Origin of the sequence: Plantibacter sp. M259 (genome assembly GCF_006065115.1) — a bacterium.
In the GTDB taxonomy this organism is placed as follows: domain Bacteria; phylum Actinomycetota; class Actinomycetes; order Actinomycetales; family Microbacteriaceae; genus Plantibacter; species Plantibacter auratus.
In genome coordinates this window covers 3,760,390-3,785,900 of sequence record NZ_CP040750.1, presented here as the reverse complement: position 1 = coordinate 3,785,900, position 25,511 = coordinate 3,760,390, and the positions used below count along the sequence as shown (strand labels likewise).

Genomic DNA, 25,511 nt, shown 5'->3' with positions numbered 1-25,511 from the left:
GCAGGCTGGGCGTCGCTCCCGGTGTGGCAGGAGTGACGAATGTGACATCGGCGGCTACACTTGCGTGGGTGACCGCCAGGATGGACGCATGCGCAAGCCGCTGACAGCCCTCTCGCCCCGCTCGAGGGGCGTCTCGCGAGCCGCCGCCCTCGGAGCCGCGCTCGTCATCGCGGTGTCGGTCGCAAGCCCGGCGGCCGCCGTGAGTCCCACCTCGTTCCGGACCGCCGACTACCCGAGCTGGGACGACGTCCAGGCCGCCAAGGCGAACGAATCGACCGCTCAGGCCGAAGCCGACCGGATCGTGTCCCTCCTCGACGGACTGCGCGACGAGTCCGCCCGGCTCGGTGACGAAGCCGTCCGCCAGGGCGCGGCGGCCGGTGAAGCCAAGGCGGCGTTCGACGCGCAGGCCGCCGTCGCGGACACGATCAGTGCGCAGGCGACCGCCGCAGCGTCGGCAGCGGCATCGAGCAAGCGCCAGGCCGGAGCGGTCATCGCACAGATGACGCGCACCGGCGGCGTCGATCCGACGCTCTCCCTCGTCCTCTCCGGTGCAGCCGACGACGACCTCCTGTCCAAGCTCAGCGCGATCAGCAAGCTGAGCGAGACCTCGGCTCAAGACCTCGCGTCCGCGACCGCCGCGAGCAACACGGCGACCGCGCTCGCCGAGCAGGCGACGGCGGCCGAAACCGAACGTCAGCGGCTCTCGGAGGCGGCGGATGCCAGCTACGAGACGGCGCAGTCCGCGAGTGACGCCGCCGATGCGGCGGTCGCCGAGCAGCAGGCCAACCGCGACCGGTTGTATCAGCAGCTCGCCGTCCTCAAGAACACCACCGCGGCGGTCGAACAGGCCTACGCGCAGAGCCAGGAGGCGATCGCCGCGGAGGAGCAGCGACGCAACGAGGCGACCGGTGGCGAGGGATCCACGAGCGCTCCTCCGCCGGACCTTGCAGCCGACCCGGCCGGCGCCAAGGCGTACGCGCAGTCCGCGATCGGTGCCTACGGCTGGGGCAGCGGAGAATTCCAGTGCCTGCTGCAGCTCTGGACCCGGGAGTCGAGTTGGCGCGTCAACGCCTACAACGAGTCCAGCGGCGCCTACGGCATCCCGCAGTCCTTGCCCGGGAGCAAGATGGCCAGCTCCGGCGACGACTGGCGCACCAATGCTGCGACGCAGATCAACTGGGGCCTGAACTACATCGACAGCCGGTACGGCTCCCCCTGCGGCGCGTGGGCGCACTCGGAAGCGACCAACTGGTACTGACGCCCCGTCTCAACCGACCTGGGCCGCGCCGAGATTCGTCCCGGCAACCGCCAGCACCACGGTGACCAGCAGGGCGGCCCCGATGATCAGTCGGAACAGCAGACGGTCCGGCGCTCGGGTTCCGACGAGCACGAGCCCCCACACGACGAGCGCGAGGACGCCGACCGCGCCCAGCACCCCGACGATCGGCGGTGCGATGGGCCTGCCGACGAAGATCCCGCTCTGTCCGAGGACGGCGACCACACCTGAGACGCCGAGGGCGGCGAAGGCCGTCCGACCGGCGGTCCGCGCGCCGAGCCGGTGCGGCAGGCCGCGGATGCCGGTCCGCAGGTCGTCCTCGAGGTCGGGCAGGGCGTTCGTGAAGTGGATCGCCACACCGAACAGCCCACCGACAGCGAGCGTCCACGCGGCCGGCACGATCGGCGGGACGGCAGCGAAGGTGACCACGGCGGGCAGTGCGCCGAACCCCACGATGAACGGGACGACCGACCAGGCCGTCGCCTTGAGACCCAGGTTGTAGGCCCATCCGCAGACGAGGAAGAGCAGGTGCGAGGCCGCCGACGCCCAGCCGAGTGATGCCGAGAGCGGAATGCTCGCCGCACCGGCCAGCAGCGCCGCCGCCCGGACTGCCGAGACGCTGAGGTCGCCGCGCGCGACCGGCTTGTCCTGTCGTCCCGAGCGACGATCCCGCCTGGCGTCGAGCCAGTCGTTGGACCAGCCGATCGAGAGTTGCCCGACGAACACCACCACGCCGAGCAGGGCCGTCCGGAGGGGTGGCAGGCCGACGGCCGATCCGAGCACGACGGCGAGCACGGTCACCGCGACGGTCGGCCCGGGATGCGAGGACGCGAATAGACGACGGACCATGGAGAACACCGCCTCAGCTTAGGGTGACACCCGGGCCACGGCGGTACACTGCAGCATGACCGTCTCCGTGAGGGCGATCGGCGTGGCCGTTCCTCAGACCATCCTTCATCAAGACGAGATCAGGGATGTGTTCCGCGACCAACCCGGGCGGACCCGGCTCGCCCAGCGTCTCATCGGCGCCGCCTTCGACGCGTCCGCGATCGACACCAGGCACACCGTCATCGACGCCTTCGACCACGAGGTCGAGACGACCACGGCGGCCTTCTACGACGCGGCGCAGCGGCAGGTGCTCTCCCCACCCACCGGCGTGCGGAACGACGCCTACATCGAGCATGCTCCCCCGCTGCTCCTCGAGGCCGCGCGGCGGGCATTGGACGCCGCCCCCGGCCTGTCGGCGGCGGACGTCACCCACGTCGTGACCGCGTCCTGCACCGGGTTCTTCGCGCCCGGCCCGGAATACCTCCTCGTGCGCGACCTCGGGCTGGACCCGGGCACGGAGCGCTACCACCTGGGGTTCCAGGGGTGTTTCGCCGCGTTCCCCGCCCTTCGCGCCGCAGAGGCGTTCTGTGCGGCCGACCCCGACGCCGTCGTCCTCGTGGTCTGCATCGAGCTCTGCTCCATCCACCTCCGTTCCTCCGACGACCCCGACGTGATCCTCGGTTCCTCGGTGTTCGCCGACGGTGCCGCGGCTGCCGTCGTGACCGGTCGGGACACCGGTTCGTCTGCGCCCGTGCTCGAGTTCGACGGCTGGTCCACCGCGCTCGTGCCGGACGGCGAGACGGAGATGGCCTGGACGATCGGCGATCACGGGTTCGAGATGGTCCTGAGCGGCGCGGTGCCCAAGCTGATCGGCGAGCACCTCGAGATCGCCCTCCACCCACTCCTCGCCGCAGCCGACGACGCCCCGGTCTCATCGATCGACCGCTGGGCGATCCATCCCGGTGGCAGGAGCATCCTCGACCGGGTCCAGCGCGGATTCGGGCTCGACGACGAACTGCTGGCTCCGTCACGCACGGTGCTCCGCGAGTACGGCAACATGTCGAGCGCGACCGTGCTCTTCATCCTCCAGCGCCTGCTCGACGGCGCGCCGGCTGACGCCGATGAACGGGTGTGCGCCCTCGCCTTCGGTCCGGGACTGACGATCGAGAGCGCACTACTCCGGCTCCGGGCCGGCCGAGCCTGATGCTGCCCGACCTCGGCCGCCGTGCGACGGATCTCCTCGAACTGATGGACGATCCCGACTGCGATCCCGCGCTGCTGGACGCCACCTACGCCAGGTTCGCGACGGTGAACCGGCTCGTCTCGGGCTGGCGTGGTCTGTACCGGTCGCGCATCCGTCCACTCCTCCACCCCTCCCGGACCACGACGATCCTCGACATCGGCTTCGGTGGTGGCGATGTCGCCGTGGCCATCGCCGACTGGGCGCAGGCCGACCACCTCCCCGTGCAGGTGGTGGGGATCGATCCAGACGAGCGGTCCGTGGCCTTCGCCCGTCGCCGGTACCCCGATCGCCCCGTCGCCTTCCGTCCGGCGCACAGCAGCGACCTCGTCGCCGCTGGCGAGGAGGCCGACATCGTCCTGTCCAATCACGTGCTCCACCACCTCGATCCCGCGGGCCTGTCGAGCCTGCTCGCCGACAGTTCACGGATCGCCAGACGACTCGTCCTGCACAGCGACCTCGAGCGCAACCGACTCGCGTACGCGGTCTACGGAGTCGCCACCCGTCCAGGGCGAAGGCGCTCCTTCCTCCACGTCGACGGGCTCCGATCGATCCGTCGCAGCTATCGCCAGGAGGAGCTGCAGCGCGTGGTGCCCAACGACTGGATCGTCGAGCGAAGCTTCCCCATGCGACTCCTGCTCTCGCAGACCGTCTCGTCGGCAGGGGACGGCCCACGATGACCGAGGTGCTCGTCATCGGTGGCGGACCGGTCGGCCTCGTGTCCGCGATCGTCCTCGCTCAGGCCGGCGTCGACGTGACCGTCTGGGAACGACGGTCGGACTCCCCCTCCGGCACCCGGGCGATCGGGATCCACCCGCCGTCGCTCGACCTGTTCGAGGAGCTCGGCGTCCTCGACGAGATCCGCCGCGACGCGGTCCGGATCGACCAGGGCGAAGCCTGGAACGCCGGACGACGCCTCGGGGCGGTCGTGTTCCGTGATCGGCCCGTACCGCACCCCTACGTCGCCGCGCTCGAGCAATGGCGGACCGAACGGATCCTCCGCGCTCGACTCGAGGCCGTCGCGCCGGGATCGCTCCGGACGGGGACGAGCTGTACGCGGTTGACTCCGGCCGAGGACGGTGTCCTCGTGTCTGGGAACGACGCCGATGGAACGGTGAGCACCCGCGCAGCCGTCGTGGTCGTCGCAGCAGGCGGACGCACCACCGTCGACGGGATGCAGGCTCCGGGCCCCGTGCACCGGTATCGGGACCGGTACCTCATGGGCGACGTCGCGGATCGGAGTGGGGCAGGTTCCATCGCCAGGGTGCACCTGCACCACCGAGGGGTCGTCGAGTCCTTCCCGCTCCCCCATGGCATGCGACGATACGTCGTGCACACCGGGTACTCGGTCGATCAGGACGCCGCCCGCCCGGAACCCACCGCGTCCGACCTCGCGTCCCTCGTCGCCGACCGCACCGGCGACGACGTGGATCCGGCGACGAACACCATGCTCAGCGCGTTCGGCGTGCTTCGTCGACGACGGAAGCGCGTCGTCGACGGTCGGGTCGTCTATCTGGGCGACGCCGCCCACGAGATCAGCCCGATCGGCGGGCAGGGCATGAACCTGGGCTGGTCCGACGCACGGGTCTTCGCGCCACTGATCGCCCGCATGACCACCGGACATCTCTCGACACAGCACGACCTGGCCGCGGCCGTCTCCCGCCAACAGCGCGCGATCCGTCGGGCCTCATGGCAGGCGGAGCTCAACATGCGATTGGGGCGTCCGTTGACGGGCCCGCTCGTCGGGATCCGGGACCTCGCGCTGCGAACCGCGCTCAACGGTCCCGCGATGCCGATCCTCGCCGACGCCTACACGATGCGCTGGATGCGCTGACGCCGTCCGCGGTCTTGCGTTTCAGTGACCGACGTGCACGCCTGCCGAAGCCTGGTCCGTTCGCCGGATGAGGAACGACGCACCGATCGCGAGCAGCGAGAGCACGGCGCCACACATGAACGCAGCCTGCACGCCGGCTGCCGTCGCGTCGACCGCGGAACTCCCGACCGCCGCACGAGCCGCCGCGGTGGTCGACATCATGGTGATGAACAACGCGGTCCCCGCTGCACCAGCCAGTTGCTGGACCGTGCCGACGATGGCGCTGCCGTGCGGGTAGAGCTCGGGCCGCAGTGAACCGAGCGCCGAGGTGAGGAGCGGTGTGAACATGAACGCGAGGCCGGCGCTCAGCAGCACGTGCACGGCGATGATCATGACGATGGCGCTGTCGACGCCGAGCATCGTCAGCAGCCAGAGCGCAGCACTCACGGCAAAGGCCCCGGGGATCACCAGTGGACGTGGACCGAACCGGTCGAACAGCGACCCGACCAGCGGCGCGAGAGCGGCCATCGTCAGGCCGCCCGGCAGCAGCATGAGGCCCGTGGTCAGGGTGTCGACCTGGAGGACGGTCTGCAGGTAGATCGGCAGGATGATCAGCGAGCCGAACAACGCCATCATGACGATCACGACCAGGATGATCGAGACGGAGAACGAACGGTTCGCGAAGGTGCGGAGGTCCATGAACGCCCGGTCGTCGCGTGCGAGAGCGCGCTGGCGGAGGACGAAGCCGAGCAGGGCGAGGACACCGACCGTGAGCGGGATCCAGACGGGCATGAGCGCGTGTCCCTCGGCGGACTCGCCGATGCTGCTGAGACCGAAGATGAGGCCACCGAACGCGAAGGCGGAGAGGACGAGCGACAGCACGTCGAAGCGGACCCGACGCGGCTCCGTCACGTTCCGCACGAGGATGGCGCCGAGGACCAGCGAGGCGACGGCGATGGGGAGGACGATCCAGAACATCCAGCGCCAGTCGAGCACGCTCAGGATGAGCCCGGAGACGGTCGGCCCGACGGCCGGCGCGACCGAGATGACGATCGAGATCGCACCCATCGTCCGGCCACGTGCCGAGACCGGCACGACATTGAGCACGGTCGTCATGAGCAGCGGCATCATGATGGCGGTACCGCTGGCCTGGACGACACGACCGAGCAGGAGGGTGCCGAATCCAGGGGACAGCGCGGCGATGAGCGTACCGAGGCTGAACAGCACCATCGCGGTGATGAACATCGTCCGGAGGGAGAACCGCTCAAGGAGGAACCCGGTCGCGGGGATCACGACGGCCATGGTGAGCATGAAGCCGGTGGTCAGCCACTGCGCGGAACTCGCCGTGATGTCGAGGTCCTCCATGAGCCGCGGCAGGGCGACGCTCATGATCGTCTCGTTGAGGATGACGACGAACGCCGACACGAGGAGCAGCCCGATCAGGAGCTTGGATCCGGGTGGAAGGCGGTCGTCCGAGGGCTTCCCGGTGGTCGGGACGGAACCGGTCGGATTCGGCGCGGTTTCAGTCGTCATAGCGGTGTCATCCTTCACAGGCCTCGGCCGTCGTACGGGCAGACGCCTGCCCTCTCGAAAGACAAGCGCCGTGTCGCCGCGGGTATTCCCATGCGTGTCGACCGGTTACGCGCAGGGCGAAGACCCGTTCCGGACGGACGGTTCCGGTGCCAGCATGAGGACATGACAGTTCCCACCATCACCCTGAACGACGGCCACACCATCCCTCAGCTCGGCTTCGGCGTCTTCCTCGTCGACCCGCAGGAGGCTGAGCGCATCGTCTCCGACGCGCTCGAGGTCGGCTACCGCCACATCGACACCGCGGCCATCTACAAGAACGAGGAGGGCGTCGGCGCCGCCATCGCGAAGTCGGGCATCCCCCGCGACGAACTCTTCATCACCACGAAGCTCTGGAACGACCGTCACCAGAAGGCGTCCGCGCACACCGCCATCGACGAGAGCCTCGACAAGCTCGGGCTCGACCACGTCGACCTGTACCTGACCCACTGGCCGACCCCGGCCAAGGACGATTACCTCGAAGCGTGGCTCGCCCTCGAAGAGATCAAGGCGGCCGGCAAGGCGCGTTCGATCGGCGTGTCGAACCACCAGGTCGAGCACCTCGAGAAGCTGATCGCGGGTTCCGAGACGGTCCCTGCGGTCAACCAGATCGAACTCCACCCGGCGTTCGCCCAGCGTGAGCTGCGCGCCTTCGGTGCCGAGCACGGCATCCACATCGAGTCCTGGGGCCCGCTCGGTCAGGGCAAGTACGACCTGTTCGGCGAGCAGGCCGTCTCCGCTGCAGCCGAGGCACACGGCGTCACGCCGGCGCAGGTCGTCATCCGGTGGCACCTGCAGAACGGGCTCATCGTCTTCCCGAAGTCGAACTCGCGCGAGCGCATCGCGCAGAACTTCGACGTCTTCGGCTTCGAGCTGTCCGCCGACGAGATCGCGTCCATCGACGCCCTCGACTCGGGCAAGCGCGTCGGCAGCCACCCCGACGAGGTGAACTGACCTCAGGGCCTCGCCCCAACGCAGAAGTCCCCGTCAGCTGTTCGGCTGACGGGGACTTCTCGGTGTTCGGGTGGATCTGAGGGGACTCGAACCCCTGACCCCCTGCATGCCATGCAGGTGCGCTACCAGCTGCGCCACAGACCCGTATTCAACTTGCTTGCCCCTGCTGTTTCAGCGGAAGCAACTTGAATAGGTTACTACATCTTGAGAGCCGTTGTGACCACTTTCGGTGCTCAGCACCGACGGGATGGTCAGTTCGCGGGCTGCGGTGCGGACGAGACCAGCGGAATCACCGGGCAGTCCTTCCACAGACGCTCCAGCGAGTAGTACATCCGCTCCTCCTCGTGGAAGACGTGGACGACGACCTCGCCGAAGTCGAGCAGGATCCACCGCCCCTCGGACTTGCCTTCGCGTCGCAGCGTCTTCACGCCGCTCGCGTTCAGGCGGTCCTCGACCTCGCCGGCGATGGCGACGACGTTGCGCTCACTCCGACCGGTGACGAGGAGGAAGGCGTCGACGAACGGCAACGGACCGGAGACGTCGAGCGCGACGAGATCCTCGCCGCCCTTGGACTCGGCTGCGGTCGCTGCGAGCTGGACGGCGTCCAGCGTGGTGTCGGACAGGGTCATGTGGTGTACTCCTCTGGCGATCGCATGATGCGCGATCGGATGAATGCCGGCAGGGCTAGAACGCTCCGCCGAAGAAACCGATGATGAGCACCGCGATCACGCCGGCGGCGAGTACCGCGGCGGCGATCGCGAGCGTCATCAGCAGCTTGTTGCTCTGGTTGGTGGTGGCCGGGACGACGTCGCGGGTGGAACCGTGGCTACTGACCGCTCGGCTGGCTGCGACCGGGGACGCTGCGGTGACCGAGGCGGGCAGCTCGTCGCCCTCGATGAGTCGGTCGATCCCTGCACCGTCGAAGTGGTTCGGGTCTTGACCGGCGGAACCCAGTCCGCGGGGCAGATCGATGGTTCCGGTGATGAGGATCTCGCCCGTGGAATTGGATGTGGCACCCGCCTCGGCCTGAGCAGGAGCGACGGGGATGATGAGCGAGCTCGTGGTGATCTGGCCCGTGCTCGTCATGCCGCTTCCGAGGAGGTCCTCGAACGCGACCTCGTTGTCGGCCTGCGAAGCCTTCTCGGCTTCGAGCGCCGCCACGAGCATCGAGTCACGCCCGAACCCCTTCGACAGGGTCGACGCGGGGTCCTCGGAGATGTCGTCGCGGTCCGAGACGTCGAAGAGCGAACCGGTGGCCACCGGTGTCGCGGCGGCGGGGGTCACGGGAGGCGTCGGCGCCTCCGCGGACCGGGCCTTGGCTGCGCGCTCGTCGGCTGCGGCCCGCTCAGCGGCCTTGCGTTCAGCCGCCTTGCGTTCGGCGACCTTGCGTTCAGCGGCCTGTTGTTCTTCGGCCTTGCGCTCGGCGGCCTTGCGCTGCTCGGCCTGCTTGCTGGCCTCGGCTTCGCGACGCTCCTGCTCAGCTGCGGCGGCAGCCTTGGCGTCCGCTTCCTGCTGCGCGAGCTTCGCGGCCTGCTGACGGGCCGCCTTGTTCTGCTTCTGGGGCGGAGCGACCACCTGGTCGGGCGTCCGCGGCGGCAGGGCTACCGAGGGGACCGGCTGCTCGACCGGAGGAGCGACCGGCGCTGCCGGTGAGCCCACCTGCTCGATCGAGCCGGTGCGCTCGAGTTCTCGCAACTGACGGCGCGTGAGTCCGCCGGTCGGGGCCGGAGCAGGTGCACCGGATGCCGGAGCGCTCGACGACGGCGCGGGTGACGTGGACGAAGGCGCTGGAGCGCTCTCGTCGCGCGACGTGGCCTGCTCGGGGATCGCTCCCCCGGCGACGGGTTCGGATGTCGACGCGCGTCGTGTCCGTGGTGCAGCAGCGTCAGGCGTCGCTTCGTCAGCGGACGTCGACGGCTGCTGGCTCGCTCGAGCCTGTCGCCTGGTCAGGGGCGCATCCTCTGGCAACGCGGTCATGTGGCTTCACTCCGATACAGGTGGTGCTTGGTGATGTACTGCACGACACCGTCGGGAACCAGATACCAGACCGGAAAGCCTTTGCTCACCCGGCTCCGGCAATCCGTCGACGATATCGCTAGGGCCGGAACTTCCAACAAGCTTACGTCGTGCTGTGGTAATCCGGAAACGTTCAAATCGTGTCCCGGTCTACTCACAGCGACGAAGTGAGCGAGGTCCCAGACCTCTCTGACGTCTTTCCAACTGAGGATCTGGGCGATCGCGTCGGCACCCGTGATGAAGAACAGCTCGGCGTCGGGACGCTTGCGGCGCAGATCGCGCAGCGTGTCGATCGTGTACGTCGGTCCGGCTCGGTCGATGTCGACCCGGCTGACGGTGAAGCGGGGGTTCGCTGCGGTGGCGATCACGGTCATGAGGTAGCGGTGCTCGCTGTCGCTCACGCCCGACTTCCGGTACGGCATGCCGGTCGGGACGAAGACGACCTCATCGAGGTCGAAGTGCTGTGCGACCTCCGAGGCGGCGACGAGGTGCCCGTGGTGGATCGGGTCGAACGTCCCGCCCATGACCCCGATCCGAGGACGACGGGTCGTCGTCTCGGTGACGGGCGCGCTCACGCCGGACAGCTTAGTGGCCGTGCTCGCCGTGAGCGGAGGCCGACTCGCCCTTGTCGGCATGGCGGTTGGCGACGTCGCGGTAGCTGAAGGTCACGGCGCCGAGGATGGCGAACAGCACGAGGGCGACCGCGCCGAACACCCAGGTCGGTGCGGCGAGTTCGACGGCGTGCTCCGACTCGGCCAGGACGGTGGCAGCCAATACGGACGCGGCAATCGACATGATCTCTCCTTCTGTGCGACGCCTGGTGACGCCCGTACCAGTCTAGCGACTACCGACGGGTGTGGCCCGAACCACGCACGAGCCACTTCGTACTCGTGAGTTCCGGCAGCCCCATCGGTCCGCGGGCATGGAGCTTCTGCGTCGAGATCCCGACCTCGGCGCCGAATCCGAACTCGGCGCCGTCGGTGAAGCGGGTCGAGGCGTTGACCATGACGACTGCCGAATCGACCTCGGCGAGGAACCGGTCGGCGTTCACCACGTCGTTCGTGATGATCGCGTCGGTGTGTCCGGTGGAGTATCGGTCGATGTGCTCGAGCGCGGCGTCGAGGTCGTCGACCACGCGCACCGAGAGCTCGAGCGACATGTGCTCGGTGGACCAGTCCTCCTCCACGGCGGGCACGACGTCGGCGAAGACCTCGCTGGCACGTTCGTCCGCGTGGATGAGCACCCCGTGCTCGCGCAGGTCGCCGAGCACGGCGGGCAGCAGGCGCGCGGCCGCAGCGCGGTGGACGAGGATCGTCTCGAGCGCATTGCAGACCGATGGGCGCTGCACCTTGGCGTTGCGCACGATGTCGACGGCCCAGTCGAGTTCGGCACTCTCGTCGAGGAACACGTGGACGACGCCGGCGCCGGTCTCGATCACGGGGACCGTCGACTCCCGGACGACCGTCTCGATGAGTGACGCGCTCCCCCTCGGGATGAGGACGTCGATCAGACCTCTGGCGTTCATGAGCTGCTTCGCACCGTCGCGACCGAACTCGTCGATGGTCTGTACCGCGTCCCCGGGAAGACCGACGGACTCGAGTGCCGACCGCAGCAGCCCCACGAGGACCGCGTTCGAGTGTTCCGCCGCTGACCCGCCGCGGAGCACCACGGCGTTGCCGCTCTTGATCGCGAGGGCGGCGATGTCGACCGTCACGTTCGGGCGCGCCTCGTAGATCGCGCCGACCACACCGAACGGGACGCGTACCTGCTCGAGCTTCACCCCGTCGGGAGTATTGCTTCCGCGGACCACCTGGCCGACCGGGTCGACGATCGCGATGACGTCGCGGACGGCCACCGCGAGCCCGTCGATGCGGCCCCGATCGAGGCGGAGCCGGTCTTGCAAGCCGACACTGATGCCCTGCTCGCGTCCCGCGACGAGGTCGCGCTCGTTGGCGGCGATGACCGCATCCGCACCCTCGACGATCGCGACGGCGATGGCCTCGAGGGCGCGGTTCTTCTGCGCGGTGGTCGCCTGGGCGAGGACCCGGGAGGCACGCTTCGCGGCGGTGAGACGATCCGCGAGTGGCAGCACGGTGGTGGTTGTCGACGACATGCGTCGATTCTACTCAGCGGCGTCTGGTGGACGCTCTCCGTGTCACGCCGGTTGGAACCAGGTGCCGAGGTGCTCACCGCGGAGGGCGGACGCGACGTTCGTGGTCGACGTCACGAGGACGGACGTCCCCGCCTCGGCGGCCAACCGGGCGGCCGACACCTTCGTGCCCGCTCCCCCGGTGCCGACGCCCGCGGAGCCGATGTCGCCGAAGGTGACGCCCGAGAGGGTGTCTCCGAACGGGACCTCCTCGATGCGCTCGGCACCCGCTTCGTGCGGAGGGCGGGTGTACAGCGCGTCGACGTCGCTCAGGAGGACGAGGACGTCGGCCGCGACGAGGACCGACACGAGGGCGGCCAGGCGGTCGTTGTCGCCGAACCGGATCTCATGCGTCGCGACGGTGTCGTTCTCGTTGACGATCGGGAGGATACGCAACCCGAGGAGGCGTTCCATCGCCCGCTGGGCGTTGCTCCGGTGGCTGGGGTTCTCGAGGTCGCCGGCGGTGAGCAGCACCTGGCCCGCGACGATACCGAACCGGTCGAGGCTGTCCTGGTACCGGTAGATCAGCACGTTCTGCCCGACGGCGGCCGCCGCCTGCTGCGTCGCCAGGTCGCTCGGACGGGCGTCCAGGCGGAGGTAGGGCATCCCGGTCGCGATGGCGCCCGAGGACACGAGGATGACCTCGGTGCCTCGGGCGTGCGCCTCGGCCAGAGCCTCGACCAGCGCAGTGATCTGCCCGGCGTTGTCGCCACTGATCGAGGAGGACCCGACCTTCACGACGATGCGTCGCGCCGATGGGATGCCACTGCGCTGGTGGATGGTCACCGGTCGTCGTCCTCCGTCGTGACACCGTCGCTCTGCTGCGCGTCGGCCGGCACGGAGCCGACCTCGAAGCCCTCGTCGTCGTTCCAGAGGCCGGCCGCACGTTCGCGGAGCAGCTCGGCACGGGCCTCGGCCTTGGCGTCCATGCGCTCGAAGTACTCGTCGCGACGCTGGTTGCGCGTCGGGCGGTGGCTCGCGTCGAGACGCGGGTCCGTTCCACGCGGCTGCGTCAGCAGTTCCGCGGTGCTCGTGAGTGTGGGCTCCCAGTCGAAGACCACACCGCCACCCGCACCGATCATCACGGTCGCGCCGGCGACGGCACCGGCCTTGAAGAGCGCCTCTTCGACACCGAGCTTCGCCAGGCGGTCCGCGAGGAACCCGACGGCCTCCTCATTGTTGAAGTCCGTCTGCTGCACCCAGCGTTCCGGCTTCGCGCCGAGGATGCGGTAGAGGTTGCCGTACGTGCCACCCTCGACCGTGACGGTGAACTTGGAGTCGTCGACGGGCTTCGGGCGCAGCACGATCCGGGGCTTGGCGGCCTCGAGGGCTGCGCGGGCGCGGCTCTCCTCGACAAGCTCGCTCAGCGCGAACGAGAGCTGTCGGAGGCCTTCGCGCGAGACCGTCGAGATCTCGAAGACCTTGTAGCCTCGCGCCTCGAGGTCGGGACGCAGGAACTCGGCGAGCTCCCTCGCCTCCGGGACGTCGATCTTGTTGAGGGCGATGAGCTGCGGACGCTCGACCAGCGGCGTCTGCCCCTCCGGCACCGGATAGGCGGCGAGCTCGGCCAGGATGATGTCGAGGTCGCTGATCGGGTCGCGTCCCGGTTCGAGCGTCGCGCAGTCCAGCACGTGGAGGAGCGCGGAGCAGCGCTCGACGTGACGCAGGAACTCGAGACCGAGGCCCTTGCCCTCACTGGCACCCTCGATGAGCCCGGGGACGTCCGCCATGGTGTAGCGGACCTCGCCGGCCTCGACGACGCCGAGGTTCGGGTGGAGGGTGGTGAACGGGTAGTCCGCGATCTTGGGCTTCGCCGCGGACATCGCCGCGATGAGGCTGGACTTGCCGGCGGAGGGGTACCCGACGAGCGCGACGTCGGCGACGGTCTTCAGCTCGAGGAGGACATCGCCTTCCCAGCCGGGCGTGCCGAGCAGCGCGAACCCGGGGGCCTTGCGCTTGGTCGAGGAGAGTGCCGCGTTCCCGAGGCCACCCTGGCCGCCGGGAGCGACGACGAACTCCATGCCGGGCTCGACGAAGTCGACGAGTTCGACGCCGTCGACGTCCTTGACGACCGTCCCGACGGGGACGGGCAGGATGAGCGTCTCGCCCTGGAACCCGTTGCGGTGGTCGCCCATGCCGAAGCCGCCGGTGTCGGAGCTCCGGTGCGGTGACCGGTGGTACCCGAGCAGCGTCGTGATCTGAGGATCGGACACGAGCACGATGTCACCACCGTGTCCGCCGTTGCCGCCATCGGGGCCGGCCAGCGGCTTGAACTTCTCGCGCTTCACGGAGACGCAGCCGTTGCCGCCGCCGCCCGCTCGCAGGTGCAGTGTGACCCGGTCGACGAATGTGACCATGGACGCTCAGCCCCTCTCTGGATCATGGAACTCGGTTGTACGACAGCAGGGGCGGGCCGAAGCCCGCCCCCTGCTGGAAAGACGTTGTTGCTACTCTGCAGCAGCGACGATGTTGACGACCTTGCGGCCGCCCTTGTTGCCGAACTGCACGGAGCCGGCCTCGAGGGCGAACAGCGTGTCGTCGCCGCCACGACCGACGTTGGCGCCGGGGTGGAAGTGCGTGCCGCGCTGACGGACGAGGATCTCGCCCGCGAGGACGACCTGGCCGCCGAAGCGCTTCACACCGAGACGCTGTGCGTTGGAGTCACGACCGTTGCGAGTGGAACTCGCACCCTTCTTGTGTGCCATCTCTTCTTCTCCTCGATGCCTTACTTGATGCCGGTGATCTTGACGCGCGTGAGCTCCTGACGGTGCCCCTGACGCTTCTTGTAACCGGTCTTGTTCTTGAACTTCTGGATGATGATCTTCGGACCGCGGAGGTTCTCGAGCACCTCGGCCGTCACCGTGATCTTCGCGAGCGACTTCGCGTCGGAGATGATCTTCTCACCGTCGACGTGGAGCACCGCGGGAAGCTCGATGTTGCCATCCTTGTCGGCCTTGACCCGGTCCATCGTGACGATGGTTCCGATCTCGACCTTCTCCTGCCGTCCTCCGGCGCGCACAACTGCGTAAACCACTACGTACCCGTTCTTTGGGGAGCGAAACGCTCCGACTGACTGTTGCTGGAAGTTACTGCTCGGAAAGGCTCGAACACGTGGGACACCTTGATGGCAGAAAACCGTTGGGCGTGGCATTGAAAACTCAATGCACACCAACGGTCGAGTTTACTTCATCGTGCAGTCCAGGTCAAACCAGTGAGCACAGAACCTCGTGACCGAGGCTGTTCCTCACGGCTCCCACACCGGACGCACTCGACCAGTGTACCCCGGGGGCTCCTGAACGCCGGCCGGGTGCCCGGCGCGTCCGACCACGGACGGGAATCGCGATGGAGGCTCGATGGTTGGATGGAGGCATGACGGTGCTCATCGATCCCCCGCTGTGGCCGGCGCACGGCACGCTCTGGTCCCACGTGGTGAGCGACAGCTCCCTGGAGGAGTTGCACGCCTTCGCCGGACGCACCGGGCTCCCGCCGCGATCGTTCGACCTCGACCACTACGACGTCCCCGCCGAGCGCCATGCCTCGCTCGTGGCGGCCGGCGCCGTCCCGGTGACCGGCGGCGACCTCGTCCGCCGGCTCATCGCCAGCGGCTTGCGCATCACCGCACGCGAACGGCGCGCCTCCCGAGGAGACGCGCCGTCCTGACGCGACCGGACTATTCGGCCTGACGCTGCGCGCCGTCCGAGCCGACGGCCTGTCCGCCCGCGAGTGAAGCGGTCGACACCCGGCGGCTGCGGCCGCGACCCTGGCCCGGCTGCTTCGGCTCGGGGAGCGCGTCGAGGACGGATTCGAGCAGGTGCTCGGGGTCCGCGACGGCTGCGCGACGTGGCTTGTCGGCGACCGGTGCGATCGGCAGGTCGAGCAAGGCCAGCGTCGGGGCCGCGGATTCGGTCGGCGCCTCGGTGGAGCGTTCCTCCGAAGCACCCCGGCGGGACCCGTCACCGCCACGACGACGCGGTTCGCGCTTCTCGCGCCGGCTCCGACGACCGTCGTGCGACCCGGTGGACGATCCGGACTGATCCTCAGGCGACGTCGTGGACTCGTCCGCGACCGACTCCTCGGAGCCCTGCGCCTCGGTGTGCTGCGCCTGCGTGTGCTGCGCCTCGGCCACGACGGCGTCGGCCACGGCCTCGGCGGCGGCGAGCTCCTCGTGGTGCAGCGTGCGCGCCGCGATCAGGGCGAGGGCGTTCTTGGCGTCGTCGGTGATCCCGTGCGTCTGTCCGGCCGGCTTCTGCTGGGCGCTCTGGCCGTTCGAGGACGGCTGGCCGCCCTGTGACCCACCCTTGCCGCGCCGGCGCTGCTGCTCCGGCTGCGGCGTCTGGCGGTGCTTCACGACGGGGTCGTGGTGCACGACCACGCCGCGTCCGGCGCAGACTTCGCAGGGCTCGCTGAACGTCTCGAGCAGGCCGAGACCGAGCTTCTTGCGCGTCATCTGCACGAGACCGAGCGAGGTGACCTCGGCGACCTGGTGCTTCGTGCGGTCGCGGCTGAGGCACTCCACGAGGCGGCGCAGCACGAGGTCGCGGTTCGACTCGAGCACCATGTCGATGAAGTCGACGACGATGATCCCGCCGATGTCGCGCAGTCGCAGCTGACGCACGACCTCCTCAGCGGCTTCGAGGTTGTTCTTGGTGACCGTCTCCTCGAGGTTGCCGCCGGAACCGACGAACTTCCCCGTGTTGACGTCGACGACCGTCATGGCCTCGGTGCGGTCGATCACGAGGGATCCGCCGGACGGCAGCCAGACCTTGCGGTCGAGCGCCTTCTCGATCTGCTCGGCGATGCGGTAGTCGACGAAGGAGTCTCCCGTGCCGTCGTACGGCTCGACCCGCTCGAGCAGGTCGGGGGCGACGCCGCGCAGGTAGCTCTGGATGTCCTGCAACGCGTCCGAGCCCTGGATGACGAGCTTGTGGAAGTCCTCGTTGAAGACGTCGCGGATGATCTTGATGAGCAGGTCGGGCTCGCTGTGCAGCAGTGCCGGCGACTGGACGGTCTCGATCTGACGGGAGATCTCCGACCACTGCGACTTCAGCCGCGTGACGTCGAGCGTGAGCTGCTCCTCGGTCGCGCCCTCGGCGGCCGTGCGGACGATGACGCCGACGTTCTCCGGAAGGACCTCCTTGAGGATCTTCTTCAGGCGGGCGCGCTCCGTGTCGGGCAGCTTGCGCGAGATGCCGTTCATCGAACCGTTCGGCACGTACACGAGGTACCGACCGGGGAGCGAGACCTGACTCGTCAGGCGCGCGCCCTTGTGTCCGACCGGGTCCTTCGTGACCTGGACGAGGACCTTGTCGCCGCCCTTGAGCGCGAGCTCGATCCGGCGGGGCTGGTTGCCCGTCTCCACGGAGTCCCAGTCGACCTCGCCGGAGTAGAGCACCGCGTTGCGTCCGCGACCGATGTCGACGAACGCCGCCTCCATGCTGGGCAGGACGTTCTGCACGCGGCCGAGGTAGACGTTGCCGATGAGCGACGCCTCCTGGCTCCTGGCGACGTAGTGCTCCACGAGCACGCCGTCCTCCAGCACGCCGATCTGCGTCTTGCCGTTCTTGGAGCGGACGACCATGACACGGTCGACCGATTCGCGGCGGGCGAGGAACTCGGCCTCGGTGACCACCGGACGACGACGACCGGCGTCGCGTCCGTCGCGGCGACGCTGCTTCTTGGCCTCGAGCCTCGTCGAGCCGCGCACCTTCTGCGGTTCGGTGATGAGTTCCGGCTCGCGCGGCGTGCGGACCTTGACCACGTTGCGGGTGTCGGGGCGTGATTCGCCACCCCGCTCGCCCTGCTCCGGTCCGTCCTCGCCCGCACGACGACGCGTGCGACGCCTCGACGAGCTGAGCTCCGCCTCGAGCGGTTCGTCGTCGCGGTGGACGATCGGCGGCAGGTCGGGCGCCTGGAACAGCAGCATGGTGGTCGGTGGACGCACCGGTGAGGCAGGTGCCGACTGCTCGTCGGGCCCGGCCGCCTGGGCGTCCGTCTCGGTGCTGGTCGACTCGTCCGCCGTCTCGGGCGTCGTGAGGTGCTGGTCGGTCGGTTCGTGCTCGGTCCCCGGCGTGGCCGGATCCTCGGTGTGCTCTTTCACCATTCCTGGTGTACTCCCCTATGCCGGGTCGGTGGCCGCGCCACCCTCCGGTTCTTCGTCTCGTGCGTGCGGCCGCGGGTGCAGCCGTTCGCAAATCCTGTGTGATCGCTGGCTCTCGGAGCTCTCACGATCGTGCCGGCACGTGCCGGCGGGTCCTGGGCTCTCATTGCCCAACAAGCCTGTTGTGTCGTGCGGTCGAGCGCGGCTCGGGCACCACCCCACGATTATCGCACGAACAGGGCCGACGGTCCTGAGTACGGACCACCCGGGCATGTCCCGCCGCCGTTCAGGCGGGCGTGCGAGAATCAGGGCGTGTCAACTCCGGTCATCGACGCGCGCCCCAGGGGCCTCGCCATCTTCCTCATCGTCGCAGGTGTCATCGGGTGGATCGCGGCGTTCGCGCTCACCCTCGACAAGTTCCAGCTCCTGCAGGACCCGAACGCCCAGCTCGGCTGCAATCTGAGCATCCTCGTGCAGTGCGGGGTCAACCTGAACTCCTGGCAGGGCGCCATCCTCGGGTTCCCGAACCCGATCATCGGTCTCGCCGCCTGGATCGCCCCGATCGCCGTCGGCGTCGCGGTCCTCGCCGGTGCGCAGTTCGCGCGGTGGTTCTGGATCGCGTTCAACATCGGGTTCCTCGGTGCGCTCGGATTCGTCATCTGGCTGATCTCGCAGAGCATCTTCGTCCTCGGCACGCTGTGCCCGTGGTGCATGGTCACCTGGTCGGTGACGATCCCCTCGTTCATCGCGGTGACCGCGTTCACCCTGCGGAACGGCATCGTCCCGGCGTCTCCCGCCGTCCGCCGCGTCGCTGGGATCGTGTCCTCCTGGATCGTGGTGGTGACGCTCGGGTGCTACCTCGTGGTGGCGGTCATCGCCCAGCTCCGCCTCGACGTCCTGTCCTACCTGTAGCCGGTGGCGGCCCGAACGGCCGCCGGACGCGAACGACGAAGCCCGCCCCCGGAATCGGAGGCGGGCTTCGTCGTGCGGAGTCGGTGCGTCAGGCGAACCAGAGCGCGAGCTCGCGGGAGGCGGACTCGGGGCTGTCCGAACCGTGGACGAGGTTCTGCTGGACCTTGAGGCCCCAGTCGCGGCCGAAGTCGCCGCGGATGGTCCCGGGCGCGGCGGTCGTCGGGTCGGTCGTGCCGGCGAGCGAACGGAAGCCCTCGATGACACGGTTGCCGGCGACGCGGATCGCGACGACGGGACCGCTCAGCATGAACTCGACGAGGGGCTCGTAGAACGGCTTGCCCTCGTGCTCGGCGTAGTGGGCGGCCAGCAGCTCGCGGTCCGGCTCGACCATGCGCAGGTCCACGAGCGAATAGCCCTTCGCCTCGATCCGACGGAGGATCTCGCCGGTCAGGTTGCGTGCGACGCCGTCAGGCTTCACGAGTACCAGGGTTTCTTCAACAGCCACGGTCAATCCTTCGCTTCTCGGTAGAGCGCCTGCTGACGCTCGATCTTGTCGCCTTGGACCATCGCATAGGTCCAGACGGCTGCGGCCATCCCGCCGACGAGGAACATCATCGGCACGAGCAGGCCGGTAGCCACGATAGCGGCTTGCACCGCCCAGCCCAGCCAATACCCCCAGCGGAATCGCAGGAGCGGGATCGTCGCGACGATGATCAGGCACAGCACCGCTCCGCCGATCAACGCGACCGGGGCCGGGAGCGCCTTCAGCCCGAAGATGACGAGCGCGCCGAGGAACATGACGATCATCTCGAAGCCGAGGATGATCGATCCCAGGGTCTGCTTGATGCTCCGCGGAGCCCGGCTCCGTGCCATGCCACTCATGCGGTCGCCTTCCATTCGCGGTCGTCGGCGACCTCGATCGCCTCGCCCACCAGCGTGATCGAGCCGGTGATCACGACCAGTCGCCGTGGCGCCTCCTCGGCCCAGCGCCGTGCGTCCTCCGCGGCCTCGTCGAGCGTGTCGGCGAAGGTCGACGCCGGCAGGTCGAGCGATGCGGCGAGGCGCGAGAGCTCCTCGGCGGGAATCGCCCGCTCCGATTCCGACTGGGTGAAGAAGAAGCCGGATGCGGCGGGCGCCAGGGTCGTCAGGATGCCGGCGGCGTCCTTGTCCTGGAGGATGCCGACCACGAAGGCGATCTCGTCGACGTCGAAGTAGCTGCCGAGTGCGGCGACCAGGGATGCGGCACCGTGCGGGTTGTGCGCAGCGTCGACGAGCACGGTCGGCTCGGTGCCGATGAGCTGCAGACGCCCCGGGGAGGCGACCTCGGTGAGGCCCTCCGCGAGGACGTCCTCCGCGATCGGCTGGGTCGCTCCGCCAAGGAACGCCTCGACCGCGGCGATCGCGAGCGTCGCGTTCCGTCCCTGGTGGTCTCCGTAGAGCGGGAGGTACAGCTCCGGGTAGGTGCCAGCGCGCCCTCGGACGGTGATGAGCTGTCCGCCCACCGCCACGGCGTCCTGCACGAGGGCGAACTCCTCACCTTCGAACACGGCCGGGTCGTCGACCGCCGCGGCGGCGTCGACGATCGCCTGACGCGCGTCGGGGTGCTGCGCGGCCGAGACCACCTGCGCCCCGGGCTTGATGATGCCGGCCTTGGTGCGCGCGATCTCGGCGATCGTCTTGCCGAGACGCTGCACGTGGTCGAGGTCGATGGGCGTGAAGACGGCGACCTCGGCATCGGCGGCGTTCGTCGAGTCCCAGGCACCGCCCATCCCCACCTCGACGACGGCGACGTCGACGGGGGCGTCGCCGAAGCAGGCGAATCCCAGGACGGTGAGCGCCTCGAAGAAGGTCAGCGCGGGCTCACCGGCCGCCGTGAGCTCGGCGTCGACCATCGCCAGATACGGCTTGATGTCGTCCCAGTTCCTGGCGACGGCCTCGTCCGAGATCCGCTCGCCGTCGATCCCGATGCGCTCGGTGAACCGGACGAGGTGCGGACTCGTGAAGAGACCGGTGCGGAGCCCGTGGGCGCGGAGGATGCTCTCGATCATGCGGGCCGTGCTCGTCTTGCCGTTCGTTCCGGCGATCTGGATGATCGCGAAGGACGACTCCGGGTTGCCGAGGAGCTCGAGCGCGCGCTTGGTGGCACCGAGACGCGGCTGCGGCTGGGCCTCCCCCAGCCGTTCCAGGAGCTCGCGGTACACGGCGTCGGCGGCATCGGCCGCGGACAGCTCGTCTCCGGGGATCAGGTCATCAGACATCGGCGGTCTCCTCTGCACGCGCGACGGTCACGGTGAAGGCTCCGCCGTTGCCGAACTTCCCGGCCGCGAACGACTGGGCGAAGCCCGACGCTCCAGCCTGCGCCTCGTCGTCGGACCAGGTCAGGGACGTCGCCAGGGTGTCGCCGGCGAGGTCGACCACGTCGAGGGCGCTGCGCACCGCGCGTTCGTCGGCGTCGTCCTCGAATCGGAGCTGCAGCCGGATCCGGTCGCTCACCTGCAGGTCCGCCGCCTTCCGGGTGTCCTGCACAGCACGGATGACGTCGCGGGCGAGTCCCTCCGCTTCGAGCTCGGGCGTCAGCGTGGTCTCGAGCAGGGCGAAGCCACCCGACGGCAGGAGCGCGAGCGCAACGCCACCGGCGGCGCCCGAGGACGCCTCCATGACGAGCTCGTACTCGCCGTCGACGAGCTCGATGCCGCCGGCCGTGACCGTGCCGTCGACCTCGGACCAGTCGCCGCTCCGAGCGCCCTTGATCGCCTGCTGCACCGTCTTGCCGAGGCGCGGGCCTGCCACGCGGGCGTTGATCGAGAGGCGCGAGGTGACGCCGAACTCGGTGCCGCTGGTGTCGGTCAACTCGGCGAAGGAGACGGCCTTGAGGTTGAGCTCCTCGCGGAGGATCGCCTCGAACGGTGCGAGCGACGCGGGGTCGGACGTGACCACGGTGAGCGATGCGAGCGGCAACCGGACACGGAGACCGGCCTGCTTGCGGAGGGCGAGGGTGACACCGGAGACCTCGCGGACCCGGTCCATCGCCTCGACGAGTGTCGCGTCCTCCGGGAACGCCCCGGGCTCCGGCCAGTCGGTGAGGTGCACGCTGCGTTCGCCCGTCAGGCCGGTCCAGATCTGCTCCGTGATGAGCGGCAGGAGCGGAGCGGCGACCCGGCAGTACGTCTCGAGGACGGTGTAGAGCGTGTCGAAGGCGTCGCGGTCGAAGGCGCCACCGTCGGTCGACCAGAAGCGGTCGCGGGAGCGACGCACGTACCAGTTGGTCAGGACGTCCGCGAAGTCCCGCAGCGAGGCCGCCGCGAGGGTCGCGTCGAACGCCTCGAGGTGGTCGGTCACCGTGACGACGAGCTCACGCGTCTTGGCGAGGATGTAGCGGTCGAGGACGTCGGTGGAGTCCGTGCGCCACTCGGCGTCGTAGCCACCAGGCACCGCCGTGTTCGCGTACAGCGAGAAGAAGTACCAGGTGTTCCACAACGGCAGCATCACCTGGCGGACGCCCTCACGGATGCCCTCCTCCGTCACGACGAGGTTGCCGCCGCGCAGCACCGAGCTCGACATGAGGAACCAGCGCATGGCGTCGGAGCCGTCGCGGTCGAAGACCTCGTTGACGTCGGGGTAGTTGCGCAGCGACTTCGACATCTTCTGGCCGTCGCTGCCGAGGACGATGCCGTGGCTCACGACGCTCGTGAACGCCGGCCGGTCGAACAGCGCGGTCGACAGCACGTGCAGGAGGTAGAACCACCCACGCGTCTGGCCGATGTACTCGACGATGAAGTCCGCGGGGCTGTGCGAGTCGAACCACTCGCGGTTCTCGAACGGGTAGTGCACCTGGGCGAACGGCATCGATCCGGAGTCGAACCAGACGTCGAGGACGTCGGTGATGCGGCGCATCGTCGACCGGCCGGTCGGGTCGTCGGGGTTCGGCCGCGTGAGCTCGTCGATGTACGGGCGGTGCAGATCGGTCGGGCGCACGCCGAAGTCGGCCTCGAGCTCGTCCAGCGAGCCGTACACGTCGATGCGCGGGTAGGCCGGGTCGTCGCTCTTCCACACCGGGATCGGTGAACCCCAGTACCGGTTGCGGCTGATCGACCAGTCGCGCGCACCCGCGAGCCACTTGCCGAACTGTCCGTCCTTGACGTTCTCCGGCACCCAGGTGATCTCCTGGTTGAGCTCCTCCATGCGGTCGCGGAACTCGGGCACGCGGACGAACCAGCTCGACACCGCCTTGTAGATGAGCGGCTGCTTGCAGCGCCAACAGTGCGGGTAGGAGTGCTCGTAGCTCGCCTGACGCAGGAGGCGGCCCTGTGCCTTCAGCAGCTGGGTGAGCGGCTTGTTGGCGTCGAAGACCTGGAGACCGGCGACGTCGGACACCTCCGGGAGGAACTTCCCGCCGTCGTCGACGGAGACGATCACCGGGATGCCGGCAGCCTCGCACACCTTCTGGTCCTCTTCACCGTAGGCGGGGGCCTGGTGCACGATGCCGGTGCCGTCCTCGGTCGACACGTAGTCGGCGACGAGGATGCGCCAGGCCTGCTCCATGCCCCACTCGGCGTCGGCGTAGTAGTCCCAGAGGCGGTCGTAGGAGACGCCTTCGAGCTCGCGCCCGACGATCGTCCGGGAGACGGCGGCCTGTGCCTCGGCCGCGGAGTCGTAGCCGAGGTCCTTCGCGTAGTTGCCGAGCAGCGCCGAGGCGATGAGGTACTCGCCGCCGAGCACCTCGGTGTCGGCGTGGGCGGAGCCCTCTTCGCGGAGCACCGTGGCGTCGGGGGTGCCGTTCGGGCCGGCCGGGACGACCGCGTACTCGATGTCGGGCCCGACGGCGAGCGCGGCGTTCGTCGGCAGGGTCCAGGGCGTGGTCGTCCAGGCGAGCGCGCGGACGGCGGTCAGTCCGAGGCTCTCGGCCTTCGGACCGACCAGCGGGAAGGTGACCGTGACGGTCTGGTCCTGGCGGGAGCGGTAGACGTCGTCGTCCATCCGCAGCTCGTGGTTGGAGAGCGGCGTCTGGTCGCGCCAGCAATAGGGCAGCACCCGGTAGCCCTCGTAGGCGAGGCCCTTGTCGTGGAGCTGCTTGAAGGCCCAGATGACGGACTCCATGTAGGTCACGTCGAGCGTCTTGTAGTCGTGCTCGAAGTCGACCCAGCGCGCCTGGCGCGTCACGTAGTCCTGCCATTCCTCCGTGTAGCGGAGGACGGAGTCACGTGCGACCTGGTTGAACGCGGCGAGCCCCATCTCGTCGATCTGGCGCTTGTCGGTGATGCCGAGCTGGCGCTCCGCTTCGAGCTCGGCGGGGAGACCGTGGGTGTCCCAGCCGAACCGGCGGTGCACCTGCTTGCCGCGCATCGTCTGGAACCGAGGGAAGAGGTCCTTGGCGTAGCCCGTGAGGAGGTGACCGTAGTGCGGGAGGCCGTTCGCGAAGGGCGGGCCGTCGTAGAACACCCACTCCGGAGCGCCCTCGCGCTGGTCGATGGAGGCCTGGAAGGTGCCGTCGGCGGCCCATCGCGCGAGCACCCCCTCCTCGATCGAGGGGAAGCTGGGCGACGGCGTCACGCCGAACGCAGCGCCGTTCGACGCCGACTCGGTTGGGGTCGGTTCCTGGGACTTCGGGTAGCTCATCGTTCTCCTGGCAGGTCTCGTGGGTCCTGCGAGGACGCCGGCGTTGCCGACGCGGTACCACCCCGCTTGCCGCTCCACTGGAACGGCCGCTCTGCATCGGCTGTGACGGGCCTGACCCGCTCGGTTCTACTGGGCTCCCGCTGAGCGGTCACTGTTCTGCCGAGGACTCCCCGGTGATGGCCGGATCGATGTCGATGGTCCCATCGTACAGCCTGCGGAGCGGCTCCGAGGAGGGTCGGCTACGAGGAACTCGGCCCGTCGATCCGGGCGAGGGCGCGGCCGTACCCGTCCACCACCGGAGCGATCGCGCGGTGGAGGTAGTCGCCGAGCTCGCCCCGGCCGACACCTGCGGCCGCCCAGGCCCCGGCGCCGGCGACGATCGCGCCGGCGAGCGCCGCTGCGGCGGACCGGATCGTCAGCTCGTCGGCGCGGACGGCGAGGCGCGCGAGCGAGACCCGGAGCACGGCTTGGAGACGCAGCAGACGTTCGAGACCGGACGCTTGCAGCTCCCACGCGGTGTCCATCAGTTCGATCTGCGTGAGCGCCCAGGGCACGGCACCGTTCGAGCGCTCCTCGGCGATGCCCAGGAGGGCGGCTTGCAGTGATGGCATCGCGTCGGCGACGTCCGTTGCAGGGGTGTCCCCGCCTCCGGCGAGCGCCCGTTCGAGTCCGGCGAGCGCGGCGTCGACGTCGACCCAGAGGACGTCGCTCTTGGAGCCGAAGTAGTTGAAGAAGGTGTTGCGGCTGACGCCGGCGCGGCTCGCGATCTGGTCGACGGTGGTGCCCGGGTACCCCTGTTCGAGGAAGAGTTCAGCGGCCGCCTCCTCGAGGACGCGTCGGGAGGATCGTCGGGGTCTGCCGACGGCGTTCCGTGCCGGTGGTCTCGCCATGGGGGCTCCTTCCGCCGCCTGTGAGCCTAGCCGTCGTGCGAGGGGTCGGGGCGTGGTGCCGAGGCTCTATGCTGGTTCCGAGACGGCGTCCAATAATTCGTCCGACGCCGCCACCGGGCCCTCAGCACCCGGTCGATCGCCTTCTGGAGTC

General features: G+C 69.1%; 24 protein-coding genes and 1 tRNA gene. 7 read left to right on the top strand and 18 right to left on the bottom strand.

Annotation, left to right across the window (positions count from 1 at the left end):
• Positions 1-88 precede the first annotated feature (88 nt).
• Positions 89-1,258 (top strand): hypothetical protein, encoded by a 1,170-nt coding sequence (locus FGL15_RS17730; protein WP_138946897.1) that lies wholly within the window; start codon positions 89-91, stop codon positions 1,256-1,258.
• A 9-nt stretch (positions 1,259-1,267) separates the two neighbouring features.
• Here FGL15_RS17730 and FGL15_RS17725 read toward each other — a convergent pair whose 3' ends face one another.
• A complete protein-coding gene (locus FGL15_RS17725) occupies positions 1,268-2,125 on the bottom strand; it encodes a UbiA family prenyltransferase (protein WP_138947363.1) in 858 nt (285 codons plus the stop codon).
• A gap of 55 nt (positions 2,126-2,180) precedes the next feature.
• Between FGL15_RS17725 and FGL15_RS17720 the strand changes: the two genes are divergently transcribed.
• The 3 genes from FGL15_RS17720 to FGL15_RS17710 are packed head-to-tail and all read left to right on the top strand — an operon-like array spanning position 2,181 to position 5,178.
• On the top strand, positions 2,181-3,308 hold the full coding sequence (locus FGL15_RS17720) for a type III polyketide synthase (protein ID WP_138946896.1): 1,128 nt from the start codon (positions 2,181-2,183) through the stop codon (positions 3,306-3,308).
• Entirely contained in the window at positions 3,308-4,024 is a 717-nt protein-coding gene (locus FGL15_RS17715) for a class I SAM-dependent methyltransferase (protein ID WP_138946895.1), read from the top strand. The genes FGL15_RS17720 and FGL15_RS17715 overlap by 1 nt, the downstream gene beginning before the upstream one ends.
• Positions 4,021-5,178 carry an NAD(P)/FAD-dependent oxidoreductase gene (locus FGL15_RS17710; RefSeq protein WP_138946894.1) on the top strand — a complete coding sequence of 386 codons (1,158 nt, stop codon included), beginning with the start codon at positions 4,021-4,023 and terminating at the stop codon, positions 5,176-5,178. The genes FGL15_RS17715 and FGL15_RS17710 overlap by 4 nt, the downstream gene beginning before the upstream one ends.
• A gap of 21 nt (positions 5,179-5,199) precedes the next feature.
• Here the strand turns inward: FGL15_RS17710 and FGL15_RS17705 are convergent, their stop codons facing one another.
• A complete protein-coding gene (locus FGL15_RS17705) occupies positions 5,200-6,690 on the bottom strand; it encodes a DHA2 family efflux MFS transporter permease subunit (protein ID WP_138946893.1) in 1,491 nt (496 codons plus the stop codon).
• 162 nt (positions 6,691-6,852) lie between these two features.
• Between FGL15_RS17705 and FGL15_RS17700 the strand changes: the two genes are divergently transcribed.
• The gene (locus FGL15_RS17700; RefSeq protein WP_137241817.1) at positions 6,853-7,680 is read left to right on the top strand and encodes an aldo/keto reductase; all 828 of its coding nucleotides are present in this window, start codon (positions 6,853-6,855) and stop codon (positions 7,678-7,680) included.
• A gap of 71 nt (positions 7,681-7,751) precedes the next feature.
• Here FGL15_RS17700 and FGL15_RS17695 read toward each other — a convergent pair.
• The 10 genes from FGL15_RS17695 to rplU all read right to left on the bottom strand — a co-directional run bounded on the left by FGL15_RS17695 (position 7,752) and on the right by rplU (position 14,879).
• Positions 7,752-7,824: transfer RNA gene (locus FGL15_RS17695), tRNA-Ala, on the bottom strand.
• A 107-nt stretch (positions 7,825-7,931) separates the two neighbouring features.
• Positions 7,932-8,309, bottom strand: a complete 378-nt coding sequence (rsfS, locus tag FGL15_RS17690; protein WP_079002329.1) for a ribosome silencing factor — start codon at positions 8,307-8,309, stop codon at positions 7,932-7,934.
• A 55-nt stretch (positions 8,310-8,364) separates the two neighbouring features.
• A complete protein-coding gene (locus FGL15_RS17685; RefSeq protein ID WP_138946892.1) occupies positions 8,365-9,657 on the bottom strand; it encodes a hypothetical protein in 1,293 nt (430 codons plus the stop codon).
• Positions 9,654-10,331 carry a nicotinate-nucleotide adenylyltransferase gene (gene nadD, locus FGL15_RS17680; protein ID WP_079705729.1) on the bottom strand — a complete coding sequence of 226 codons (678 nt, stop codon included), beginning with the start codon at positions 10,329-10,331 and terminating at the stop codon, positions 9,654-9,656. The genes FGL15_RS17685 and nadD overlap by 4 nt, the downstream gene beginning before the upstream one ends.
• On the bottom strand, positions 10,282-10,491 hold the full coding sequence (locus FGL15_RS17675; protein WP_085510696.1) for a hypothetical protein: 210 nt from the start codon (positions 10,489-10,491) through the stop codon (positions 10,282-10,284). The genes nadD and FGL15_RS17675 overlap by 50 nt, the downstream gene beginning before the upstream one ends.
• 49 nt (positions 10,492-10,540) lie before the next feature.
• Positions 10,541-11,809, bottom strand: a complete 1,269-nt coding sequence (locus tag FGL15_RS17670) for a glutamate-5-semialdehyde dehydrogenase (RefSeq protein ID WP_138946891.1) — start codon at positions 11,807-11,809, stop codon at positions 10,541-10,543.
• A 42-nt stretch (positions 11,810-11,851) separates the two neighbouring features.
• Positions 11,852-12,631 (bottom strand): glutamate 5-kinase, encoded by a 780-nt coding sequence (gene proB / locus FGL15_RS17665; protein ID WP_079002325.1) that lies wholly within the window; start codon positions 12,629-12,631, stop codon positions 11,852-11,854.
• Positions 12,628-14,202, bottom strand: a complete 1,575-nt coding sequence (gene obgE / locus FGL15_RS17660; RefSeq protein ID WP_138946890.1) for a GTPase ObgE — start codon at positions 14,200-14,202, stop codon at positions 12,628-12,630. The genes proB and obgE overlap by 4 nt, the downstream gene beginning before the upstream one ends.
• 90 nt (positions 14,203-14,292) lie before the next feature.
• Positions 14,293-14,550 (bottom strand): 50S ribosomal protein L27, encoded by a 258-nt coding sequence (gene rpmA / locus FGL15_RS17655; protein WP_056006626.1) that lies wholly within the window; start codon positions 14,548-14,550, stop codon positions 14,293-14,295.
• 20 nt (positions 14,551-14,570) lie between these two features.
• The gene (gene rplU, locus FGL15_RS17650) at positions 14,571-14,879 is read right to left on the bottom strand and encodes a 50S ribosomal protein L21 (protein WP_079002324.1); all 309 of its coding nucleotides are present in this window, start codon (positions 14,877-14,879) and stop codon (positions 14,571-14,573) included.
• A 335-nt stretch (positions 14,880-15,214) separates the two neighbouring features.
• Between rplU and FGL15_RS17645 the strand changes: the two genes are divergently transcribed.
• Positions 15,215-15,505 (top strand): DUF4031 domain-containing protein, encoded by a 291-nt coding sequence (locus tag FGL15_RS17645; RefSeq protein ID WP_085510694.1) that lies wholly within the window; start codon positions 15,215-15,217, stop codon positions 15,503-15,505.
• Between the two features lie 10 nt (positions 15,506-15,515).
• Here the strand turns inward: FGL15_RS17645 and FGL15_RS17640 are convergent, their stop codons facing one another.
• Positions 15,516-17,945 carry an Rne/Rng family ribonuclease gene (locus tag FGL15_RS17640; RefSeq protein ID WP_138946889.1) on the bottom strand — a complete coding sequence of 810 codons (2,430 nt, stop codon included), beginning with the start codon at positions 17,943-17,945 and terminating at the stop codon, positions 15,516-15,518.
• Positions 17,946-18,254: 309 nt separating this feature from the next.
• On the opposite strand from FGL15_RS17640, the gene FGL15_RS17635 reads away from it, so the two are divergent.
• Complete coding sequence (locus FGL15_RS17635; protein WP_138946888.1) at positions 18,255-18,854, top strand: vitamin K epoxide reductase family protein; 600 nt, start codon at positions 18,255-18,257, stop codon at positions 18,852-18,854.
• A gap of 88 nt (positions 18,855-18,942) precedes the next feature.
• Here FGL15_RS17635 and ndk read toward each other — a convergent pair whose 3' ends face one another.
• The 5 genes from ndk to FGL15_RS17610 all read right to left on the bottom strand — a co-directional run bounded on the left by ndk (position 18,943) and on the right by FGL15_RS17610 (position 25,360).
• A complete protein-coding gene (gene ndk, locus FGL15_RS17630) occupies positions 18,943-19,359 on the bottom strand; it encodes a nucleoside-diphosphate kinase (protein WP_064295600.1) in 417 nt (138 codons plus the stop codon).
• Positions 19,360-19,361: 2 nt separating this feature from the next.
• A complete protein-coding gene (locus FGL15_RS17625; protein ID WP_064295611.1) occupies positions 19,362-19,736 on the bottom strand; it encodes a DUF4233 domain-containing protein in 375 nt (124 codons plus the stop codon).
• On the bottom strand, positions 19,733-21,112 hold the full coding sequence (locus FGL15_RS17620) for a folylpolyglutamate synthase/dihydrofolate synthase family protein (RefSeq protein WP_121291004.1): 1,380 nt from the start codon (positions 21,110-21,112) through the stop codon (positions 19,733-19,735). Before FGL15_RS17620 ends, FGL15_RS17625 begins: the two co-directional genes overlap by 4 nt.
• Positions 21,105-24,470 (bottom strand): isoleucine--tRNA ligase, encoded by a 3,366-nt coding sequence (gene ileS / locus FGL15_RS17615; RefSeq protein ID WP_138946887.1) that lies wholly within the window; start codon positions 24,468-24,470, stop codon positions 21,105-21,107. The genes FGL15_RS17620 and ileS overlap by 8 nt, the downstream gene beginning before the upstream one ends.
• A 239-nt stretch (positions 24,471-24,709) precedes the next feature.
• The gene (locus FGL15_RS17610) at positions 24,710-25,360 is read right to left on the bottom strand and encodes a TetR/AcrR family transcriptional regulator (RefSeq protein WP_138946886.1); all 651 of its coding nucleotides are present in this window, start codon (positions 25,358-25,360) and stop codon (positions 24,710-24,712) included.
• Positions 25,361-25,511: the final 151 nt, after the last annotated feature.

What these genes read in the sequence shown, in the direction of transcription:
- FGL15_RS17730 (WP_138946897.1), top strand. Translation starts at nt 89, where the DNA reads ATGCGCAAGCCGCTGACAGCCCTCTCGCCCCGCTCGAGGGGCGTCTCG.
- FGL15_RS17725 (WP_138947363.1), bottom strand. Translation starts at nt 2,125, where the DNA reads ATGGTCCGTCGTCTATTCGCGTCCTCGCATCCCGGGCCGACCGTCGCG.
- FGL15_RS17720 (WP_138946896.1), top strand. Translation starts at nt 2,181, where the DNA reads ATGACCGTCTCCGTGAGGGCGATCGGCGTGGCCGTTCCTCAGACCATC.
- FGL15_RS17715 (WP_138946895.1), top strand. Translation starts at nt 3,308, where the DNA reads ATGCTGCCCGACCTCGGCCGCCGTGCGACGGATCTCCTCGAACTGATG.
- FGL15_RS17710 (WP_138946894.1), top strand. Translation starts at nt 4,021, where the DNA reads ATGACCGAGGTGCTCGTCATCGGTGGCGGACCGGTCGGCCTCGTGTCC.
- FGL15_RS17705 (WP_138946893.1), bottom strand. Translation starts at nt 6,690, where the DNA reads ATGACGACTGAAACCGCGCCGAATCCGACCGGTTCCGTCCCGACCACC.
- FGL15_RS17700 (WP_137241817.1), top strand. Translation starts at nt 6,853, where the DNA reads ATGACAGTTCCCACCATCACCCTGAACGACGGCCACACCATCCCTCAG.
- rsfS (WP_079002329.1), bottom strand. Translation starts at nt 8,309, where the DNA reads ATGACCCTGTCCGACACCACGCTGGACGCCGTCCAGCTCGCAGCGACC.
- FGL15_RS17685 (WP_138946892.1), bottom strand. Translation starts at nt 9,657, where the DNA reads ATGACCGCGTTGCCAGAGGATGCGCCCCTGACCAGGCGACAGGCTCGA.
- nadD (WP_079705729.1), bottom strand. Translation starts at nt 10,331, where the DNA reads ATGCCGACAAGGGCGAGTCGGCCTCCGCTCACGGCGAGCACGGCCACT.
- FGL15_RS17675 (WP_085510696.1), bottom strand. Translation starts at nt 10,491, where the DNA reads ATGTCGATTGCCGCGTCCGTATTGGCTGCCACCGTCCTGGCCGAGTCG.
- FGL15_RS17670 (WP_138946891.1), bottom strand. Translation starts at nt 11,809, where the DNA reads ATGTCGTCGACAACCACCACCGTGCTGCCACTCGCGGATCGTCTCACC.
- obgE (WP_138946890.1), bottom strand. Translation starts at nt 14,202, where the DNA reads ATGGTCACATTCGTCGACCGGGTCACACTGCACCTGCGAGCGGGCGGC.
- rpmA (WP_056006626.1), bottom strand. Translation starts at nt 14,550, where the DNA reads ATGGCACACAAGAAGGGTGCGAGTTCCACTCGCAACGGTCGTGACTCC.
- FGL15_RS17645 (WP_085510694.1), top strand. Translation starts at nt 15,215, where the DNA reads ATGACGGTGCTCATCGATCCCCCGCTGTGGCCGGCGCACGGCACGCTC.
- FGL15_RS17640 (WP_138946889.1), bottom strand. Translation starts at nt 17,945, where the DNA reads ATGGTGAAAGAGCACACCGAGGATCCGGCCACGCCGGGGACCGAGCAC.
- FGL15_RS17625 (WP_064295611.1), bottom strand. Translation starts at nt 19,736, where the DNA reads ATGAGTGGCATGGCACGGAGCCGGGCTCCGCGGAGCATCAAGCAGACC.
- FGL15_RS17620 (WP_121291004.1), bottom strand. Translation starts at nt 21,112, where the DNA reads ATGTCTGATGACCTGATCCCCGGAGACGAGCTGTCCGCGGCCGATGCC.
- ileS (WP_138946887.1), bottom strand. Translation starts at nt 24,470, where the DNA reads ATGAGCTACCCGAAGTCCCAGGAACCGACCCCAACCGAGTCGGCGTCG.
- FGL15_RS17610 (WP_138946886.1), bottom strand. Translation starts at nt 25,360, where the DNA reads ATGGCGAGACCACCGGCACGGAACGCCGTCGGCAGACCCCGACGATCC.